We start from the raw sequence: 19732 nt of genomic DNA, 5'->3' as shown, positions 1-19732 counted from the left end.
CAGTGCTGTTCAATAGCTGCGCGTTATTTATTCAGCTGGATTGGAGCTCCCGGTCTTCCTGCATATCATCCAGGTATTCAGGGTGGTCCGTTTGGTCCGGCAGTTCGGTCACGACGCTGAAGTCGCTGATCTCGATGGCGCCGACGCCATGACCGAGCAGATGGAAGGAAAACGCCTTGCGCTGCTGTGGGTTGTCGAAACTGATGTTCATCACCAGCGGCTGGTCGGGTGTCACCGCCACCTCGGTCGGCAGGTCCATCGGCACATCCTGCTCGAACTCCTTGGCCTTGAGGGAGATGTAGGCGGCATGGTCTGCCTCCACCGCGCGGATGGTCAGGCTGACGCGGGTCTGTGAACCCTTGGGCATTTCCAGGTATTGGGCACCGATCAGGTTGTCGGTCCAGTCGTTGGTGACCTGGGCCGGTAGCGGGATCTTGTCGGCGCTGCCGAACTGATAGTGCTGGTTCAGGGGCGTGCGCAACAGGGTCTGGTCCAGGGCTGTGGCCCGGGCGCTGATCAATCGGGCGCGCTGGCCGCTGTATTGCCCACCGTAGGTGGCGCGATCGGCGATGAAGCCTTCGCTGCTGTAGTAACGACAATGCTGGAGGAAATCGCATTCGGTGAACGTGCCCTTGCCGTCGTGGTAGCGCAGCTTGCCATTGGTGAACGACATGATTTCCCGACCCGTCGGGTAGTCCCTGAACATCGAGCGACCGGACAACGATGTGGGCACCGTGAAGCCGAAGTAATCGAGGATCGAGGCGGTCAGGTCCACATGGCCGTAGGTGCCTGACTTGATCCTAGGCAACGGTTCCGGCGCCAGCGTCAGGTTGAACCCCCAGGACGAGGCCAGCCGCACATCGTCGATGCCATGGGATTCGTCCGAGGTGATGACCACCAGGGTGTTGTCCAGGATGCCCTGGCGTTCCAGGCCCGCCAGGAAGCTTGCCAGTGCGTCGTCCAGGTAACCCACTGCCGCTTGCTTGGCGGTGTCGTAGCGTTGCAAGTAGTCATCCGGAGCCGAGTAGGGTTGGTGCGTGCCCACGGTCAGCAAGGTCAGCATCCAGGGCTTGTCCGCTTGCTGCAGTTGCCCGACGTAGTCCAGCGCGCCTTCGAAGAAGGTCTTGTCGTCCTTGCCCCAAGGGAATTCCAGGTAGGCGGGGCGAGTGAACCACTCCATGCCCAGGGTCGTGTCAAAGCCGATGTGCGGCATGATCCGATCCTTGGCCATGAACCGCAGGCCTGCGCCCTGGAGGAAATGCGTGGAAAAGCCGTTCTGGCGCAACTGGGCCGGCAGGCAGGCCTGGTTGCGCTGAGTCTGGTTGAGCATTTCGACGCCTTTGGGCGTGCCGTCGTCGAGCTTGTCGTAGTCGCCACACAGCATCGCGTACAAGCCACGAATGGTCTGGTGGCTATGCAGGACGTAATCAGGGGTGTTCATGCCGCGCTCGGCCCAGGCGCTGAGGTTGGGCATCAGGTTTTCCTGATAACCGCTTTTCAAGGCTTGGCGATTGGCACTCACGTAGGCGCCGGGAATGCCCTCCAGGGCGATGACCAGGACGTTGCGCGCACGCCCCGGCTCGGCCAGCAGTTTGTGGCCATCGAGGTCCAGGCGGGTCAGCCCTGCCATGGGCGGGGCGGGGTCCACGGCATCGCCATCGAGCCATTGCCGGGCTTGGTCCTGCCCGGCCGCTACACCCGCCGTGACGAGTTGATGGGGCAAGTTGAACACATTCCATTGGTCCGCCTCACTGGGACGCCAGGCTTGCAGCGCGCCATGGCTCATCAGGAGCAACACAGGCACGGCCCAGGCGTGGCGAGGCAAGCGTGGCGCCGAATGTGGGCGGCTGGTCCATTGGGTCATCAGCCAGAGCGCCAGCGCGGCCAACTGGATCGCGGCCAACCATGGATGGGCGAAGCCGCCGCTGGTGGAGTTTTCAACGAACTGCGGGTCGGTCAGGTAATGAATGTCCGAAGGATTGGGCATCCGCCCCACCGCACTGACCAATTCGATGCTGGCCAGCGTCAATGCGCTCCAGGCCAGCAATACCGGCAGTACCAGCCACCAGGGGCGACGGTAAAGCAACGCGATCAGTAATCCACCGATGCCCAGGTCCGACAGATAGCCCAGCGGGTCGGACCAGCCGAGGGCAAGACGCAGGCCCATGGGGACGAGTAGTACGCAGCCAATCAGGGCGATGAGGGCGGCGCGGGGGTGGGTTGAAGCGCGATAGATAATATTCACGAGAAACGGGCCTTTCTGTTGAAGCCAATCCATTGAACGACACACCCACCCTGTGGGAGCGAGCTTGCTCGCGATAGCGGTGTATCAGTCCCTATGGCATGTGACTGATTGACGCCATCGCGAGCAAGCTCGCTCCCACAGCAGGTTCTTCCTTCAGTCATGAAACTGTCATGAGGAGGGATGGTACCAAGGGCTATCGCCGCGGGTCGGGCCAATGTCCCGGTGTCCGGCTGCGCTACGCTGTGGTTCACTGGCGCAGGCCTCTACAATGGCGGCGCAGCGCTGCTTTTGTGGCGCGCGAAAAACTTGTATCAGGATTTCTCATCGGGGGATGGATGGACAGGTTCCAGGAAATGCAGGTTTTTCTCGCCGTGGCCCAGGAGTCGGGGTTTTCGGCGGCGGCGCGGCGCCTGGGCCTGTCGGCGGCCAGCGTCACGCGGGCGGTGGCAGGGTTGGAACAACGCATCGGCACGCCATTGCTGGTGCGCACCACCCGCAATGTGTACCTGAGCGAAGCCGGTCAGCGCTTTCTCGAGGACTGCCGGCGGATCCTGAGCGATTTGCAGGAAGCCGAGGATTCAGCGGCCGGCAGCCACGTCCAGCCCCGTGGACAATTGACGATCACCGCGCCGGTGCTGTTCGGCCAGTCGTTCGTGACGCCGCTGCTGGTGGATTACCTGCATCGGTTCCCTGAGGTCAGCATCAACGCTTTGTTGTTGGACCGCACGGTCAGCCTGGTGGAGGAGGGCATCGACGTTGCCCTGCGCATTGGAGAGCTGCCGGACAGCAATCTGCACGCGGTGCGGGTCGGGGAAGTACGGCGAGTGGTGTGCGGCTCCCCGGATTTCTTTGCACGCCATGGGCGGCCCCGGCATCCGGATGACTTGGAGCGAATGCCCGTGGTGGCATCGTCGGCCATTGGCCAGGTCAAAAGCTGGACCTTCATCGATTCAGGCCAAGCGTTGGCCGTCCGGCCCGTGCCTCGGCTGGTGGTGACGGCCAACCAGGCGGCGATCACCGCCGCTTGCCAGGGGTTGGGAATGACACGAGTCCTGTCTTACCAAGTGGCGGGCAACGTGGCCGCCGGTGAACTGGAAATCGTCTTGGCCGATTTCGAATTGCCGCCTCTGCCGATCCATGTGGTGTACCAAGGCGGACGCAATGCGCCGGCGCGGGTCCGCAGCTTTGTCGATTTTGTCGTCAGTGCCTTGCGCGAACATCCAGCTTTGAGCGGCTGATGCATTGTTTCTCTGGCTGAAACAATGGATTGCATTTCTGGGTGATTCTCTTGTTTTGGCCCGGAGCGGAAGATGACCCCATCGACGCCGTTGTGCTGATGGCGTCACTTCCTGCGGAGTCGACCATGAACCCTATCAAGCACTATCACTTCCCGCTTTCCGGCCATTCCCATCGCGTTCAATTGATGCTTTCGTTGCTCGGGCTACCGGTCGAGGAGGTCTTCGTCGATTTGGCCAAGGGCGCGCACAAGCAGGCGGATTTCCTCGCGCTCAATACGTTTGGCCAGGTACCGGTCATTGACGATGACGGCGTGGTGCTGGCGGACTCCAACGCAATTCTGGTGTACCTGGCGCACAAATATGGCAATGGCCGCTGGCTGCCCACCGATCCAGTCGGCGCCGCGCGGGTGCAGCGCTGGTTGTCGGCGGCGGCCGGGCCGATCCATGCGGGGCCAGCCACGGCGCGGCTGATCACGGTGTTTGGCGCGGCCTACAACGCCGAGGACGTGATTGCCCGTTCCCACGCTGTGTTGAAAGTCATTGATCAGGAATTGAGCAGTCGTGATTTTCTGGCCGGTGATACGGCGACCGTCGCGGACATCGCCGGCTACAGCTACATCGCCCACGCACCGGAAGGCAATGTGTCGCTGCAGGACTACGCCCATGTGCGGGCCTGGCTGGCGCGGATCGAAGCCTTGCCCGGGTTCGTGGGCATGCCGCGTACGGTTGCCGGGTTGCAAAAGCACTCATGAGTATTTGAATGGGGCGCTGTGGCGGGGGGCGCTCGCTCCCACTGGGTTGAGCTGTAGGAGCTGCCGAAGGCTGCGATCTTTTGATTTTGATCTTTCGCTTGCGACTCAATGGTCTGGGACAAGATCGCCGCCTCGTTGCACTCGACAGCTCCTACAGGTCCAATGGGAGCAAGCTCCCTTGCCACAGGTATCAGGCGTAGGAAAGCGCCTTTTCCTCCAACAGTTCCTCGTACAACTGCACCCACTTTTGACCCATTTCTTCGGAGGTGAACAACTGGCGGTAACGGGCTTCGGCCTTGACGCCCATTGCCTGGGCTTGCGCCGGGTTTTCCCACAGGGTGCGCATCGCCTCGCGGAAAGCCTCGGGGTTGCTGGGTGGCACCACCAGGCCGGTTTCGTCGTGGATGTTGATGTAGCTGGTGCCGGTGCCGATCTCGCTGGAGATCATCGGTTTGCCGAACATCGCGCCTTCGAGCAGGGAGATGCCAAAGGCTTCGGAGCGCAAGTGCGAAGGGAACACGATGGCATAACTCAGTTCCAGCAATGCGACCTTGTCTTCGTCCCCCAGGCGCCCGAGGAAATGCAGGTTGCGCAGGCCGAGTGCCGCGGCCTGGGCATGCAGTTGCTTTTCCAATGGGCCGGCGCCCAGGATGACGACGGGGTAATCCACGCCTTTGAGGGCGTCGAGCAGGATGTGCAGGCCTTTGTAATAACGCATCACCCCCACGAACAAAAAGAAGCGCTCGCCCAGTTTTGCCTTCCACTGCGCCATGCGCTCGGCGTCAGGCTGTGGATAACTGGCCTTGTTCAGGCCGTAGGTGATGATGCGGGTCTTGGCGCTGTAATCCTTGAGCACATCGCTGGTATGAACATAGTTCGGCGAGGCCGCGACGATGCGATCGGCGCCGTCCAGGAAGCGTCGCATCAGCGGCCGATAGAGCTTGAGCAGGTGCCGCTGGCGAACGATGTCCGAATGGTAGGTCACGACGTAGGGTTTTCTCACGGCACTGCAAAAGTGCACCAGGTCCATGAACGGCCAGGGGAAGTGGTAGTTGATCACGTCCGCTTCGGCGGCCAGCTCACGGAATTTCTTGAACACGCTGTAGGAGAAACCGGTGGACGCCAGTTGGAAGTCCATCCGGGCTTGGTGGACGACATGCTGTCGAAGCTGGATCGGTTCTGGCGATGGCTGCCCGCTCAGGGCCAACACGGTGTTATCGATATTCAGCCGATCAGTGCTGTCGCAGAGTTGAAAAATCACCTGTTCGATGCCACCCATGGAATCAGGCAAATAGGTTTTGTAGAAGTGCAGGACTCGCATTCAACCTCCCAAGACCTGGCGATACGCGTGGGCTGTGACTTTTGCACAGCGCTCCCAGGAAAACAGCGCGGCCTGTTGTAATCCCGCCTCCCGACATGCCTGCCAGTGCAGGCGATCTTCAATCAACCGCTCCATGGCGTCGCGCATGCCGTGCGGATCGTCGGACTCGCAATAAATACCGGCCGGCCCGGCCACTTCCGGCATCGCCGAGCAGCGGGTGGTAATCACCGGTGTGCCACTGGCCATGGCTTCAAGCACTGGCAGGCCAAAGCCTTCGTAGTACGACGGGAACACCAGTGCCCGTGCCCCCGCCAACAGTTGGGCGACCTGTTCGTCAGGCAGGTAACCCGCCAGACAAACATGACCGCCAGCCAGGGCGCGTTTCAACTCATCATTGAGCTGCGCCTGTTGCCATCCGCTCATTCCTACAATGAACAAAGGAAAAGCCTGACGTAGGGATTCAGGGAGCCCGGCATGAGCGCGCAGGGCCAACGACAGGTTCTTGCGTGGCTCCAGGGTGCCGACACAGAGAAAGTATCGGCCATGCTCCAGCCCATGGGCCTTGAGCACGGTGTCGATCGCTTCCGGTTCGCGCGGGTGGAAACGTGCCGCGACCCCCAGCGGCGCGACCCTCAGGCGCTCGACGGGCAGGCCGAAATACTGCTGGGCTTCATCGGCGATGAACTGCGAGTCGGTCAGGATCAGCTGCGCCTGTTCCACCGCACGGCTGAGTCGTCGCTCGATTTCCTTCAGGCGTGCCGGTGGTTGCGTCTCGGGGTAGCGCAGGTGCGTAAGGTCATGGAGAGTGATCACCGTCGGCCCTTCGAAGACCAGCGGCCAAAGGCTGGGTTCGTGATACAGGTCGATAGCTTTGGAACGACCTTGATCGAAGCGTTTCTGCTCCAGCCAGCGCCGCGCCTGATAGGCGCCCGGAACCCGTCGCAGCAAGGGGCTCAGCCTTGAATAGCCAGGCTTGGCTGTGGGCGGCAATTGCGGGCTCCAGCCCCAACCGTGGAACAGTGACAACTGCACATCCGGCTCCCGGCCCAAGGCCGTCGCCAGTTCCGCTACGTAGTGGCCGATGCCGGTGCGTGGCGCCTGGAGAATGCGCGCGTTGAGGGCTATCCGCATGCTGTTTCCCTGTCGATGACCACTTCGCCGACGTGTTGCTCGATCCGCTCCACCAATTGCGCGCTGGCCTGGCGCCAACTCAGCCATTGCCATTGATCCAGGTTGCGCCTGGCCGGGAATACCCCGGTGTGTTCCATGTCGATGACCAGGTTCGCCAGGCTTTGGGGATCGTTGAGATCGAAGTAGGCCATGAAGTCACCGCCGATTTCCCGAAACACCGGGATGTCGCTGCCCATCGCCGGCAAGCCGCGTTGCATGGCCTCCACCAACGGCAGGCCGAAGCCCTCCACGTAGGACGGGAACACCAGTGCAGTGGAGTGTCGATAGGCGTGCTCCAGGCTTTGGTCCGCCAGGTTGTTGAACATGAACAGGCGGCTGTCGAGCTGTGGATGACGTTGGATACGTTCGATCAGGGCTTCGCATTTCCAGCCGATTTTCCCGACGATGCATAACCGTGCTTGTGAACCGGCGGCCCAGGCCCGCTCGAACGCATCGATCAGGTAGGCATGGTTTTTCCGCGGTTCGATGGTGCTGACCATCAGGAACACCGGCTCGGGGCGTTTGAACAGCCGCAACAAGCCCGGGTCGACGGGTTGAGTGGTATCGATCAGGTCCAGTTCGCTGCCCAAGTGGAAATAGTCGAACCAGCGCTCGCGCACCTGTTGCTCGCCAACACGCCGAACCATTTCCTGGCGAAGCTGGTCGCGGATGGTGGTGGAGATGGCCATGTAGCCGTCGGCGGTGCGGGCAATCCAGTCGAACCAATGGTTGAACACCTTGACCAGCCCGGCGTCGCAGAATTGCGGATGGGTCAGGGGAATCAGGTCATAGATCACCGAGATGATCCCGACGCCATCACGCTTGAGCCGTTCGGCCAGGGGAAAGAAACCTGAGTGCCAGGAAGAGTCCAGCAACACCAGTTGATCGCCGGCTCGATGTGCCAGCGGTACGCTACGCGCCGGGGCCGGCTTGCGTTTGAGCAGGTGATCGAGGATTCGAATGGGGAGGCTCAGGCACCCCAGGGCGAACAGTCGGCAAGCAACGTACAAGAAGCGGCGTGCCCAGATCGACTGGCTGAAGGGGCGCTGCTGTTCGAGGGACCGATGTCTGACCCAGAACAGGTTGGCGAACTGTAGCAGCCGTACTCGCAGGCCGGCCAGATCCAGTCCGTTCGTGGGCAGGGGGGCCAGGCTTATCACTTCATACAGCTTGCCCTGCAGCATCACCACGGGAATGCATTCGCGGTCCTGGTCCTTGGCCGGCAATTGGCGAATGACGTTGCGCACCACTCGCTGAATGCCGGAGTTGTCATTGGGGTGGTCGTATACGTAGGTGCAATCCACCAGCAGGCGGCTCATGGCAACTCCTTTTGCGGCAACGCCTCGACGGCAATCTGGCTCGAACGCTGGATACTGGTCCGGGCCTGGAGCCAGGAGCAGCCGACGAAATCCTCCTGGCGATTATTGATGACGTGAAACACCAACCCGTAGTCGCGCCATTCGAAATTACGGTCCAGGTGCGAGTCCAGTCGCGACAGGCTGAGGGCGACGGAGTAATTGCCCTTGCCCAGGCGCATGTCGAAACTGAAACGGAAGGTGATCTGTTCGCCGGCCTTGAGGTCGGTCACGGCTTTGTCCTGGCGATGGGTATTGATGCCGTACATGGGCTGGCCAAGGCGATCCTTGATCAAAAAGCCCAGCACCAGCCGCTCGATGTCCTGGCGGATTTCAACCCGCACTTGCAACACCATCGGCTGGCCGATCTCGGCGACCTCCACCGGCTGCCCCTGGCTGTTGAGCAATTGCACATCGACGATGCCGGCCTCGCCGGTACCGGAAATCGTGCGTATCTGGCCGTTGGCGAGCATCTCCTGGCGAACCACCTGGCCCTCGCGCTGGGCCAGCATCGCGTTGTAGTAATCCATCACCTCTTCCGGCTTGCCGCGCATGGCCATGCGCCCGTGTTCGAGCAGGATGGCGGTGTCGCAGATCGACTGGATCGCCGAGCGATCGTGGGACACGATCAGCAGCGTGGTGCCGGCCTTGCGGAAGCTGCGGATGCGCTCGAAGCTCTTGTGCTGGAAGTAGGCATCGCCCACCGACAGCGCTTCGTCGACGATCAGGATGTCCGGGCGTCGGGCGGTGGCAACGCTGAACGCCAGGCGCATCTGCATGCCGCTGGAGTAGGTGCGTACCGGCTGGTCAATGGCCTCGCCGATTTCGGCGAACCCCTCGATCTCGGGCATCAACGCTTCGATTTCCTCCACGTGCATACCCAGCAACTGACCGGCCATGAACGCATTCTGGCGGCCGGTGAAGTCCGGATGAAAGCCCATGCCCAATTCCAGCAACGCGGCGACGCGGCCTTGCAATTGAATGTGGCCGCAGGTGGGTTGGGTGGTGCCGGTTATCATCTTGAGCAACGTGCTTTTGCCGGCACCGTTGACCCCGACGATGCCGACGGCTTCCCCGGGCTGGATCTCGAAATCCACGCCTTGCAGAATCCAGTGCAGTTGATGGCGCTGGCGGGAAAACGGGATCAACCACTCGAACAGCCGGCTCCAGCGGTTCGGATACTGCTTGTAGGCTTTGCCCAGGCCGGTGACGCGCAAATGTCCCATCAGAGTTCATCCACCATTTCACCGCCGCGCCGGCGAAACATGCGCAGGCCCAAGGCACACAACAACAGGGCGACCACCAGCAACGGCACCAGCGAGCTCCAGACCGGCCACTGGTTATAGAGAAACAGGTTCTGGTAGCTCTGCATCAGGGCGGTCATGGGGTTGAAGGCGAGCAGTCGCTGGATCGATGGCGGTAGGATCGTCATCGGGTAAACGATCGGCGTGAGCCAGAACCAGAATTGCAGGCAAATGCCGAACAATTGCCCGACGTCGCGGAAAAACACATTGAGGATGCCCAGCAGCATGCCCAGCCCGGCGGCGAACATCACTTGCAGGGCCAGCAGCGGCACCAGGGCCAGCAAGGTCATGCCTGGCCAGCGTCCGGTGATCAGCAGGAAGCCGAGAAAAAGCCCGAGGATGATCGCGAAGTTGATCCCTGCGTTGAACAGCACGATCACCGGCAGGCAGATCCGGGGGAAGCTGATCTTTTTCAGCAGGTTGGCGTTTTCCAGGAACATGCCCTGGCTGCGGGTGGTGATTTCCGCGAACAACCCCCAGGTCAGCAACCCGGCACAGAGGTAGACGCTGTAGGCCATGCCATCTTCGACCCCGGGCAGGCGGGCACGCATGATGTGGGAAAAAATCACCGTGTAGACGAGGATCATCGACAACGGGTTGAGCACCGTCCACAACGCGCCGAACAACGAGTTGCGATAGCGTGCCTGGAACTCGCGCTTGACGCTGCCCAGGACGAAGCCGCGGTAGTTCCACAGTGAGCGTTGTAAGGCCAACAGCATCAGACGGCCCTGCCGTAGTGGTCTTCGAAGCGGACGATGTCGTCTTCCCCAAGGTATTCGCCGCTCTGGACCTCGATGATGACCAGGTCGATGACACCGGGGTTTTCCAGGCGATGCTTGTGGCCGGCGGGAATGAAGGTGGATTCGTTCTTGGCGACCAGGTGCGAGCCCGAGCCGTTATTGGTGACCTTGGCCATGCCTTCGACCACTACCCAGTGTTCGTTGCGGTGATGGTGCATTTGCAGTGACAGCGATGCGCCAGGCTTGACCACGATGCGCTTGATCTTGAAGCGTGGACCTTCTTCGAGGACGGTATAACTGCCCCATGGACGGCTGACCGTGCGATGCAGGCGATAGGCTTCGTGGTCCTTGTCCTTGAGTTGCCGGGCGACGCGGCGAACATCCTGGGCGCGGTCGGCATGGGCCACCAGCACGGCATCGGCGGTGTCGATGATGATCAGGTTTTCCACGCCCAGGGCGGCCACCAGGCGGCTGTCGCTCTGGACGAAGTTGTTCTGGCTGTCGATAAACAGGGCTTCGCCGGTGGTGCGGTTGTTTTGTCCGTCGGCGGGTACCAGGCTGGCGACGGCGCTCCAGGAACCGATATCGCTCCAGTCGAAGGCGGCTGGGATCACCACGACGTTGGCTGAGCGCTCCATCAGGGCGTAGTCGATGGAGATGTCCGGCATTTCGGCGAAATGCGCCGGGGACAATTCCTGCTGCACACAACCTGAGGTTTCCACCGCCGTGCTGGCCGTGACACAGGCGCGCGCCTGTTCCAGCAGCTCGGGGGCGTGGGCGTGCAGCTCCGCCAACAGGGTCTTGACCGAGAAGCAGAACATCCCCGAATTCCACAGGAAACGGCCACTTTCCAGGTACTGGGTGGCGGTCTGCAAGTCGGGCTTTTCGACAAATCGCACGACCTTGGCCGCGCCCTTGGTATCCAGGGGCTGGCCCCGTTCGATATAGCCGAAGCCGGTTTCCGGCGCCGAGGGCAGCACGCCGAAGGTCACCAGATGGCCATTTTTGGCCAGCTCCACGGCGTGCTCAACGGATGCCTTGAAGGCCGCCTCGTCCTTGATCAAGTGATCGGCAGGCATGACCACCAGGATCGCCTCGTCACCGTGCAGGGCCTGTACCGCGAGGGTGGCCGTGGCAATGGCCGGCGCGGTGTTGCGACCCGTGGGTTCAAGTACGAAGTGACCGCGATAGCGCTCCAGGTGGGCGCTTTGATAATGATCGCGGCTCTGGAAGTAGTACTCGCGATTGGTGACGGTAACAATGTCGCCCCGGCCGTCGAACAACCCCGCCGCTCGCCGATAGGTCTTGCTCAGCAGTGACTGGCCGTCGGGCAAGAGCATGAAAGGCTTGGGATGGCCCTCGCGGGACACCGGCCACAACCTCGTCCCGGCACCGCCGGAAAGAATCACGGGAATGAGCATGGCCTACTCCTTGGCGACGCGTTTCATGTCCGCATCCATCATCATGCGGATCAGGGTGTCGAGGTCGGTCCGAGGCTTCCAGCCCAGGACACGTTGTGCCTTGGCCGGGTTGCCGAGCAACACCTCGACTTCGGCCGGGCGGAAAAACGCCGGGTCGACCTTGACGAAGTCACGGTAGTCCAGGCCCACGTGTTCGAAGGCAATCCTGCACATCTCGCGCACGGTGGTGGTGACGCCGGTGGCCACCACGTAATCGTCGGGGTTGTCCTGTTGCAACATCAGCCACATGGCTTCGACGTAGTCGCCGGCAAAGCCCCAGTCGCGCTTGGCGTCGATATTGCCCAGGCGCAACTCCTGCTGCCTGCCCTGCTTGATGCGCGCAGCGGCATCGGTGACCTTGCGAGTCACGAACTCGATGCCGCGCAGCGGTGATTCGTGGTTGAACAGGATGCCGCTGCTGGCATGCAGGCCGAAGCTTTCCCGGTAGTTGACGGTGATCCAGTGGCCGTACAGTTTCGCCACGCCATAGGGGCTGCGTGGATAGAACGGGGTGTGCTCGTCCTGTTGCTCGGCCTGGATCAGGCCGAACATTTCGCTGGTGGAGGCCTGGTAGAAGCGAGTCTGCACACTGAACTGGCGAATGGCTTCGAGCAGGTGGGTAACTCCCAGTCCATCGACGATGCCGGTGGTCACCGGCTGGTCCCAGGAGGCCGCGACGAAACTTTGCGCGGCCAGGTTATACACTTCGTCCGGCGCCGACTTGATCACCGCCCGTTGCACCGAGCAGGCATCGGCCATGTCACCGTCCAGGTAAACGATGTCCTGTTCGATGCCCATCTCTCGCAACCGCCAGCGCGAGTCGCTGCTGCGTCGCGCCACCAGGCCGTGGACTTTGTAACCCTTGTCGAGCAGCAACTTGGCCAGATACGCGCCGTCCTGGCCGGTGATCCCCGTGATCAATGCACTTTTCATTCTTGTCGTACCCGTATCTCCCAGTCGGACAGGATCGCCCGCAAGGATTGTTGTGTTGTTGTTTCGGGCGTCCATCCGGTGGCCTGTCGTAGCTTGGCTGGGCTACCACAGACGCGACGCTGTTCTGCGCGGCGAAGACGCGCAGGGTCTTGGATCAGTTGCACATCGACCTGGGCGAGATCGCCCAGTTGTTCGATCAGGCTGCGAATGCTTTGCTCGCGCCCCGAGCAGATGTTGTAGACCTGCCCCGGGGCGCCTTTTTCCAGCAGGGTCAGGTAGGCTGAAATCACATCGCCGACATCGAGGAAGTCGCGGGTCACATCGATATCGCCCACTTGCAGCCGGGCCGGTTGCAGGTCCAGCTTGATCCGGCTGATCTGCCGGGCGGCGCTGGCAATGACGAAGCTGTCCTTCTGGCCGGCACCGATGTGATTGAACGGGCGGGCCACCAGCACCGGCCAGCCTTCGCTCATGCCCCACTGCAGGCTCAGCAGTTCGGCCGACAGCTTGCTGACGGCATACGGGTTGCGCGGGGCGGGCGGTTGCAGTTCGGTAATCGGCAGCTGGTCTTCGCTGACCTGGCCATAGACATCACCGCGAGCTGACATACAGGAACGTCCCGGTGAAACCCCGGGCCTTGAGGGCCTGGAGCAGGTTCAAGGTGCCCAGCAGGTTGATGTGCAGGGTGCGCGCCGGATCGCGAAAGGCTTCGGGCACAAAGGTCTGGCCCGCCAGGTGGATCACGGCGTCGGGAACCTCGGGCCAGAGGCCCTCCAGGGTCTTGGCATCCGTCAGGTCATAGCGCGCGACGACAGGCATCACCTGCCACGCCGAATCATGAACGTTCAGTCGAGATTTGAGGTGACGTCCAACGAAACCGCTGAGGCCCGTAACGAACAGACGTTTTTTCAAGCTCCAGTCCCCTTGACGGTCGCTTCGTCTATTGCGAACTGAGTGGGAAATTTCCGTAAGATCGGAGAAAAGTCACTCAACGATTAGCCTAGAGAAGCGTTTGTTGTAGTTGTTTGGTTGCCAATCTGTGCCAATTTTGCAGCAATTTCAACAGCGCAAATCGTGACTGGTCAGTTCTCATATTTATAGCGGGTTTATTCTTGCCGGGCGGTTCACGAACCCTTGGCGGATGTGTTTAGAATGCCCCTCGTCACGCTGTCCCTGGTTTCGATCTTCGAGATGAACCGCCAGGGGCGGGACCATAAAAAAACAAGAACGAGACGGGTAGCGAGATGAACGACGCGTGGCGGCCCCTGGGCCGGCTCGATGCGTGACTCGACCGTCATGAAGTGGGGCCGCCGGGACGGCGGTGCCATGATGGGATGCCATGAATTTCATTCTTTACTCGGACGTAAACGATCACTCCATCAGCCAGAGCCTCGGGCGCCCTGAGTACAGCTATTACTTCGTGCTCAAGGCTTATCGTCCCGTGCTGGAAAGCCTGGGGCCGGTGCATGTGGTGTCGTCGGTCGCCGAGGTCGATCCGCTGTATCAAACACTGCAGCAGGCCGGGCAGGACTGCTTGTTCCTTTCGTTTTCACCCCCGCACAAGACGCCGCAGGACCTGCTTTGCCCGATGGTCTGCGTGGTGGCCTGGGAGTTCGATTCGATCCCGGCCGAGCACTGGGACGACGACCTGCGGCATGACTGGAGTCGCACGCTGGCCCGCCATGGCCGGGTGATTACCCTGTCCAGCCATACGGCCGAGGCGATCCGCCGGACCTTGGGCGAGGATTTCCCGGTATTGGTATTGCCCACGCCGCTGTGGGAGCGTTTCGCGGCGGTTCGTGAGCGACACCCGAGCCTGCCGATCAACCCGGGAACGACCTTGCAGATCAAGGGCTGCATCATCGACAGCCGGCCTCTCGGGCTGTCGGCCGATGGCTTGATCGCGCCGATCCTCGAAGAAGCGCCGGAACCGGAACCAGAGCCGGAACCGATCATTGAGCCACCCCCTCTGACTTGGCGGCGGCGCGCATTCATTTCCCGCCATTACCTGCGCGAAGTCATCCGCGCCTTCACCGGCAAGCGCGAGCAGGGCCCCGTGTGGCTGTGCAAGCACAACCTGCTGTGCTGGTATCGCGAGGCGGTCCGCGACTTGGTGCCCGTGCCGGTGCGCGTTGCCACCAGCAGGATCCTGAGAGGGCCGGCACCGCTGCCGGTGGCTGTCGAGCCCGTTCCAGAGCCTGTTCCCGAACCGGCGGCACCGGCACATCCCCAGGCCGTGCTGCCGGACACCCACCAAGTGGTGGAAACCGAAGTCAACGGCGTGGTGTACGTCAGCGTGTTCAACCCCGATGACGGGCGCAAGAACTGGCATCAGTTGGTCACCGCATTCTGTTGGGCCCTGCGTGATGTCGAGGACGCCACGCTGGTGCTGAAGATGACCCAGAACGACCTGTCGACCTACTACGTCGAGCTGTTGACGCTGCTGTCCCAGCTGTCGCCGTTCAGTTGCCGGGTGGTGGTGATGCACGGTTACCTGGAGGACGAACAGTTCGCTCGGCTGTATGGCGCGGCGAGTTTCTACGTCAATGCGTCCCGCTGTGAGGGCCTGTGCCTGCCGTTGATGGAGTTCATGTCCTGTGCACGCCCCGTCATCGCGCCGGACCACACGGCGATGCGCGATTACATCGACGCCGAGGTGGCCTTCATCGTCAAGTCCAGTCGCGAACCGACCATCTGGCCGGAAGACTCACGCATTTTGTATCGCACCCTGCGCCATCGACCCGACTGGGGCTCATTGAAACTCGCCTATCAGCAGAGCTACGCCATGGCCAAGCACCAGCCACAGGCCTACCAGGCCATGGCTGTTGCCGCGAACGAGCGGATGCGCCGCTATTGCGCGTTCGCCCCGGTGCAGCAGCGCCTGGCGGATTTCCTGGCGGAGCCAGGCTGTGACGAAGGGCTGCCGCTGGCGGTCCAGGCAGGTAGCGCCTCATGTTGATCATCATTTATTCGGAAACCAACCAGAGCAACATTCTGGAAAACCTCGGTAAGCCCGAGTACAGCTATTACTTCGTGCTCAAGGAGTTTCGCCCGGTGCTGGAGCGGCTGGGGCGGGTGGTCGAAGTGACCCGGCCTGACGAGGAGGTCGATCAGCTGTACGCCGATTGCCTGGAGCGTGGCGAGGATTGCGTATTCCTGTCGTTTTCACCGCCTCATCGCACCGCTGCCCACTACGCCTGCCCGACGATTCCGGTGTTCGCCTGGGAATTCAGCACCATCCCTACCGAAAGCTGGCAGGGCGAGGCCCGGCACGACTGGCGAGTGGTCTTGGGCGCAACCGGCATGGCGATCACCCATTCCAGCTTCACCGTCAGCACCGTTCGTGAGGTGATGGGCGCGGACTTTCCCATCGCCGCTGTCGCCGCGCCGGTATGGGACCGCTTTGCCGCCCGTGGTGCGGTGCTGGCCCAGCGGCCGACCGTGGATCACATGCACCTGCAATTGCGTGGCCTGCTGATCGACAGTCGCACCACCGATCTGCGGCCATATGGCCCACCGGTGCATCAGGCCGGCACGCCGCTGGTGCTGGACGGCCCGGCCGAGGATTGCGAGTTACTGCTGGACGGTGTGATCTATACCTCCGTGTTCAATCCCTACGACGGGCGCAAGAACTGGAAGGACATGATCAGCGCATTTTGCGCGACGTTTCGCGATGTTCCTGACGCAACCCTGGTACTCAAGCTGACTCACCACGATGTCACCGCCGCGCTCACCGACATGCTCCACCACGTCTACAAGAACCAGTCGTACCGCTGCCGCATCGTGCTGATTCACGGGTACCTGGCGGACGCGGACTACGAACGGCTGGTGGAAGCCACCCGGTACGTGGTCAACAGTTCCTATGGCGAAGGGCAGTGCCTGCCGTTGATGGAGTTCATGTCCTGCGGCCGTCCGGCGATTGCGCCGTTGAACACGGCGATGGCCGACTACATCGATCACGACAATGCCTTCGTGGTGGATTCGACCGAGGAACTGACCGCCTGGCCCCACGACCCGCGTGCGGCTTACCGGACCCTGCGTTATGTCACCGATTGGGACTCGCTGTGCTCGGCCTACCGCGCCAGCTACGACGTGGCTAAAAATGATCCCGAGCGTTATCGCCGCATGTCGGCCCATGCCGTGCACAGCCTGGAAAAATTCTGCAGCCAAGCCAACGCCGAGCAGCGTTTGCGGGCATTTTTCGAACAATTGTCCGAGCGTCGCCGGAACGCGGCGCAGCCATGATCCGGCGATGGCTGGCCGGGCGCAGGCCAGTGGCGTCTCCGCCAGCGCCGACGGTGGCCGTTTCGCCCCGGGATGCCGGCCTCTACGACGCGATGCTCGACGGCTGGTTTCGCAGTGAAACCGGCGAATTGCTCAAGGGCTTTGCCATCACGGCCGGCGATACCTTGCTGGATGTGGGCTGCGGCGAAGGTGTGGCGACGCTGTTTGCCATGCGCCAGGGCGCGTCCGTGATCTTTACCGACAGCGAACAGGACAAGGTGCGCGACCTGGCTCGCCAAGTCGAGGCCCAGGCCGCCGCGCCGTTCCTGGGGCTGGTCAGCAACAGCCTGCCGCTGCCCCTGGCCGATGGCTGTGCGAACAAGATCGTCTGCATGGAGGTGCTCGAGCATATCCATGAGCCCGAGCCGTTCATGGCCGAACTGGTGCGCATGGGCCGGCCCGGGGCGCAGTATTTGCTCAGTGTGCCGGCCTCGGTGGGCGAGCATTTGCAGCAAGGCATTGCGCCGCCGGGCTACTTTCAAGCGCCCAACCATGTGCAGATTTTCAGTGCCGAACGATTCGCCGCGCTGGTGGAGGACGCCGGGCTGGTGATCGAGCATCGCCAGGCCAGCGGGTTTTTCTGGGTCATGGGCATGATTTTCTTCTGGGCCAGCGAACGAGCGGCCGGTCGGGAGCTCGAGGGAGCCGTGCGCGACCGCATCCAGGCACCGTATCCGCCATTGATGGAGCGTTGGGCGAGCCTCTGGCAGGACTTGCTGACGCAACCCGACGGCCTGGTGATCAAGCAGGTGCTGGACCGGTTCATGCCCAAGAGCCAGGTCATCATCGCGCGTAAACCCGATCCTTCTTCCGGGAGTACTTCATGAGCGGCAAGCGGATCCTGGACATCGAGTTGCTGCGCGCCGTTGCGGTGATCGGCGTGCTGTTCCATCACCTGCAAGGCATGCCGTTTCCTGGCGGATGGCCGCGCCTGGCAGCCCTGGCCGACAGTTTCCAGTTGTGGTGGGGGGTGGACCTGTTTTTCGCGATCTCCGGGTTCGTCATCGGGCGCAGCCTGATCCCGCAATTGCGTCGCTGCGACAGCCCTCGGCAATTCTGGGCCGTCACCCGGGAGTTCTGGATTCGCCGGGCGTTTCGCCTGTTGCCGTCGGCCTGGCTCTGGCTGCTGCTGGTGTTGTTCGCGGTGTTCTTCCTGAACCGTTCCGGCGCGTTCGGCAGCGTGCAGGCCAACCTGCAGGCGACCCTGGCCGGTTTCCTGCAATTTGCCAACCTGCGTTTTGCCGATGCGTTCATGCAGTATGAATACGGTGCGAGCTTCGTGTACTGGACGCTGTCGTTGGAAGAACAGTTCTATTTGATCCTGCCGCTGCTGGTGTTCGTCTCGCGTCGCTATTTGGTGTGGGTGCTGCTGGCGGTGGTGCTTGTGCAGTTTTTCACCTGGCGGGCGCTGTGGTTGTCGGTGATCCGTACCGATGCCTTGGCGCTGGGGGTGTTGTTGTCGATCTGGAGCCTGCGGCCCAGCTACTGGCGCTTCGAGCCCACGTGGTTGCGCCGCCCGCCCTTGGGTGTGCTGCTGGTGCTGGGCCTTGGCGGCGTGATGGCCTGGATCGCGACCGAGCACTTCAATTTGGCGTTCTACCGTCTCGGGGTCATCGCGGTGCTCAGTGCCGTGCTGGTCTGGGTGGCCTCTTACGATCAGGATTACTTGTTGCCCCGCGGTCGGCTGAAAACGGCGCTGACCTGGGTGGGCAGTCGTTCCTACGGGATCTACCTGATCCACATCCCGGTGTTTTTCCTGCTGCGCGAGTTGTGGTTTCGTTTCGCCCCCTTGGGTTCGCCGGACCCGGCAAGCCATCCCTGGCCGGCCCTGGCGTGCGCGTTGTTGTTGATCGGGCTGTTGAGCGAACTCAACTACCGTTGGGTCGAAATGCCCATGCGCAATCGTGGCGCCCGGTTGGTCGAACGCCTGTCCGCCGCCCGAACCGTCCTTCCTGTTTCTGGAGCCCCGTCATGCTGAGCCTTTTGAAGAAACTCACCACGGGCACGCCCGCGCCCGTCGAACCGGCCGCCGAGAAAGTCGACCCGTATATGCTCGGGCTGCACGATGCGATGCTCAGCGGCTGGTTCAACCAGCAAACCGGCGAACTGTTCACGGGTTTCCCTGTGACGCCTGAGGACACGTTGCTGGACGTGGGCTGTGGCGATGGCGGCAACGTGCATTTTTGTGGGATGCGCGGGGCGAAGATCATCATCGCCGACATCGATTCGGCCAAGGTTGAAGCCACGCGCCAGCGCTTGAGCGACACCCCTGCGCGCGGTGTCGAGTGCCATGTGACCGACTGCAACCCACTGCCCATTGCCGATGCCACAGCCACCCGGGTGGTGTCCACCGAAGTCATCGAGCACGTCGACGACCCGGCGCAGTTCCTCGCCGAACTGGTACGGGTCGGCCAGCCCGGCGCGCTGTACCTGCTGAGCGTGCCGCACCCCAGCTCCGAGGATCTGCAAAAAGACATCGCCGCGCCGGAGTACTTCCGCAAGCCCAATCACATTCGCATCATCAGTGAAGAGCAGTTCAAGTCGATGGTCAGCGAGGCCGGGCTGGAGGTGTTGAGCCACAGCCAATACGGGTTCTATTGGTCGATGTGGATGCTGTTGTTCTGGGAGGCCAAGGTCGATTTCAGCAACGCCGACCACCCGTTGCTCAATCACTGGGCCGACACCTGGCAGGCGGTGCTGAACTCACCGCGCGGGGCGCAGATCAAGCAGGCGCTGGACGCGGTGGTGGCCAAGAGTCAGGTGATTATTGCGCGTAAGCCTTGATGACGTTGGTAGACCTCAACCCTGTGGGAGCGAGCTTGCTCGCGATAGCGTTGGTTCAGCCGCCTATAGATTGACTGACCCACCGCTATCGCGAGCAAGCTCGCTCCCACAATGACGCGCTCGGCGTTAATCTGCACATCTTTTGC

At 62.0% G+C, this 19732-nt stretch carries 15 protein-coding genes and 1 pseudogene; 7 read left to right on the top strand and 9 right to left on the bottom strand.

Features of this window, described 5'->3' with window-relative positions:
• Positions 1 to 31: 31 nt before the first annotated feature.
• Entirely contained in the window at positions 32 to 2245 is a 2214-nt protein-coding gene (locus tag AB7M32_RS04265) for an LTA synthase family protein (protein WP_454249173.1), read from the bottom strand.
• A gap of 335 nt (positions 2246 to 2580) precedes the next feature.
• Here AB7M32_RS04265 and AB7M32_RS04260 point away from each other — a divergent pair, with 335 nt between their 5' ends.
• Both AB7M32_RS04260 and AB7M32_RS04255 read left to right on the top strand, forming a co-directional pair.
• Positions 2581 to 3483 carry a LysR family transcriptional regulator gene (locus AB7M32_RS04260; RefSeq protein WP_092442639.1) on the top strand — a complete coding sequence of 301 codons (903 nt, stop codon included), beginning with the start codon at positions 2581 to 2583 and terminating at the stop codon, positions 3481 to 3483.
• Between the two features lie 125 nt (positions 3484 to 3608).
• Positions 3609 to 4235 carry a glutathione S-transferase family protein gene (locus AB7M32_RS04255; RefSeq protein ID WP_454249172.1) on the top strand — a complete coding sequence of 209 codons (627 nt, stop codon included), beginning with the start codon at positions 3609 to 3611 and terminating at the stop codon, positions 4233 to 4235.
• 190 nt (positions 4236 to 4425) lie between these two features.
• Here the strand turns inward: AB7M32_RS04255 and AB7M32_RS04250 are convergent, their stop codons facing one another.
• The 8 genes and pseudogenes from AB7M32_RS04250 to AB7M32_RS04215 all read right to left on the bottom strand — a co-directional run bounded on the left by AB7M32_RS04250 (position 4426) and on the right by AB7M32_RS04215 (position 13430).
• On the bottom strand, positions 4426 to 5556 hold the full coding sequence (locus AB7M32_RS04250; protein WP_454249171.1) for a glycosyltransferase family 4 protein: 1131 nt from the start codon (positions 5554 to 5556) through the stop codon (positions 4426 to 4428).
• Positions 5557 to 6687, bottom strand: a complete 1131-nt coding sequence (locus AB7M32_RS04245; RefSeq protein ID WP_454249170.1) for a glycosyltransferase family 4 protein — start codon at positions 6685 to 6687, stop codon at positions 5557 to 5559.
• The gene (locus AB7M32_RS04240) at positions 6678 to 8045 is read right to left on the bottom strand and encodes a glycosyltransferase family 4 protein (protein ID WP_454249169.1); all 1368 of its coding nucleotides are present in this window, start codon (positions 8043 to 8045) and stop codon (positions 6678 to 6680) included. Before AB7M32_RS04240 ends, AB7M32_RS04245 begins: the two co-directional genes overlap by 10 nt.
• Positions 8042 to 9307, bottom strand: a complete 1266-nt coding sequence (locus AB7M32_RS04235; RefSeq protein ID WP_454249168.1) for an ABC transporter ATP-binding protein — start codon at positions 9305 to 9307, stop codon at positions 8042 to 8044. The genes AB7M32_RS04240 and AB7M32_RS04235 overlap by 4 nt, the downstream gene beginning before the upstream one ends.
• Positions 9307 to 10104 carry an ABC transporter permease gene (locus AB7M32_RS04230; protein WP_072407617.1) on the bottom strand — a complete coding sequence of 266 codons (798 nt, stop codon included), beginning with the start codon at positions 10102 to 10104 and terminating at the stop codon, positions 9307 to 9309. Before AB7M32_RS04230 ends, AB7M32_RS04235 begins: the two co-directional genes overlap by 1 nt.
• The gene (locus AB7M32_RS04225; protein ID WP_454249167.1) at positions 10104 to 11546 is read right to left on the bottom strand and encodes a mannose-1-phosphate guanylyltransferase/mannose-6-phosphate isomerase; all 1443 of its coding nucleotides are present in this window, start codon (positions 11544 to 11546) and stop codon (positions 10104 to 10106) included. The genes AB7M32_RS04230 and AB7M32_RS04225 overlap by 1 nt, the downstream gene beginning before the upstream one ends.
• Positions 11547 to 11549: 3 nt before the next feature.
• Positions 11550 to 12518: a GDP-mannose 4,6-dehydratase gene (gmd, locus tag AB7M32_RS04220; protein ID WP_454249166.1), complete on the bottom strand. Its 969-nt coding sequence runs from the start codon at positions 12516 to 12518 to the stop codon at positions 11550 to 11552.
• Positions 12515 to 13430 (bottom strand): annotated as a pseudogene (locus AB7M32_RS04215) (GDP-mannose 4,6-dehydratase). Before AB7M32_RS04215 ends, gmd begins: the two are co-directional and overlap by 4 nt.
• A 427-nt stretch (positions 13431 to 13857) precedes the next feature.
• On the opposite strand from AB7M32_RS04215, the gene AB7M32_RS04210 reads away from it, so the two are divergent.
• From AB7M32_RS04210 to AB7M32_RS04190, 5 genes are read left to right on the top strand one after another with little or no spacing between them, the layout of a single operon-like run.
• A complete protein-coding gene (locus tag AB7M32_RS04210) occupies positions 13858 to 15477 on the top strand; it encodes a glycosyltransferase (protein WP_454249165.1) in 1620 nt (539 codons plus the stop codon).
• Entirely contained in the window at positions 15471 to 16763 is a 1293-nt protein-coding gene (locus tag AB7M32_RS04205) for a glycosyltransferase (RefSeq protein WP_454249164.1), read from the top strand. The genes AB7M32_RS04210 and AB7M32_RS04205 overlap by 7 nt, the downstream gene beginning before the upstream one ends.
• On the top strand, positions 16760 to 17629 hold the full coding sequence (locus tag AB7M32_RS04200) for a class I SAM-dependent methyltransferase (RefSeq protein WP_454249163.1): 870 nt from the start codon (positions 16760 to 16762) through the stop codon (positions 17627 to 17629). The genes AB7M32_RS04205 and AB7M32_RS04200 overlap by 4 nt, the downstream gene beginning before the upstream one ends.
• On the top strand, positions 17626 to 18780 hold the full coding sequence (locus tag AB7M32_RS04195) for an acyltransferase family protein (protein ID WP_072407606.1): 1155 nt from the start codon (positions 17626 to 17628) through the stop codon (positions 18778 to 18780). The genes AB7M32_RS04200 and AB7M32_RS04195 overlap by 4 nt, the downstream gene beginning before the upstream one ends.
• On the top strand, positions 18774 to 19586 hold the full coding sequence (locus AB7M32_RS04190) for a class I SAM-dependent methyltransferase (protein ID WP_454249162.1): 813 nt from the start codon (positions 18774 to 18776) through the stop codon (positions 19584 to 19586). Before AB7M32_RS04195 ends, AB7M32_RS04190 begins: the two co-directional genes overlap by 7 nt.
• The last annotated feature ends 146 nt before the right edge of the window (positions 19587 to 19732 follow it).

Source organism: Pseudomonas sp. R151218B TE3479 (genome assembly GCF_053629195.1).
This window is presented reverse-complemented; position numbering and strand designations above follow the sequence as displayed.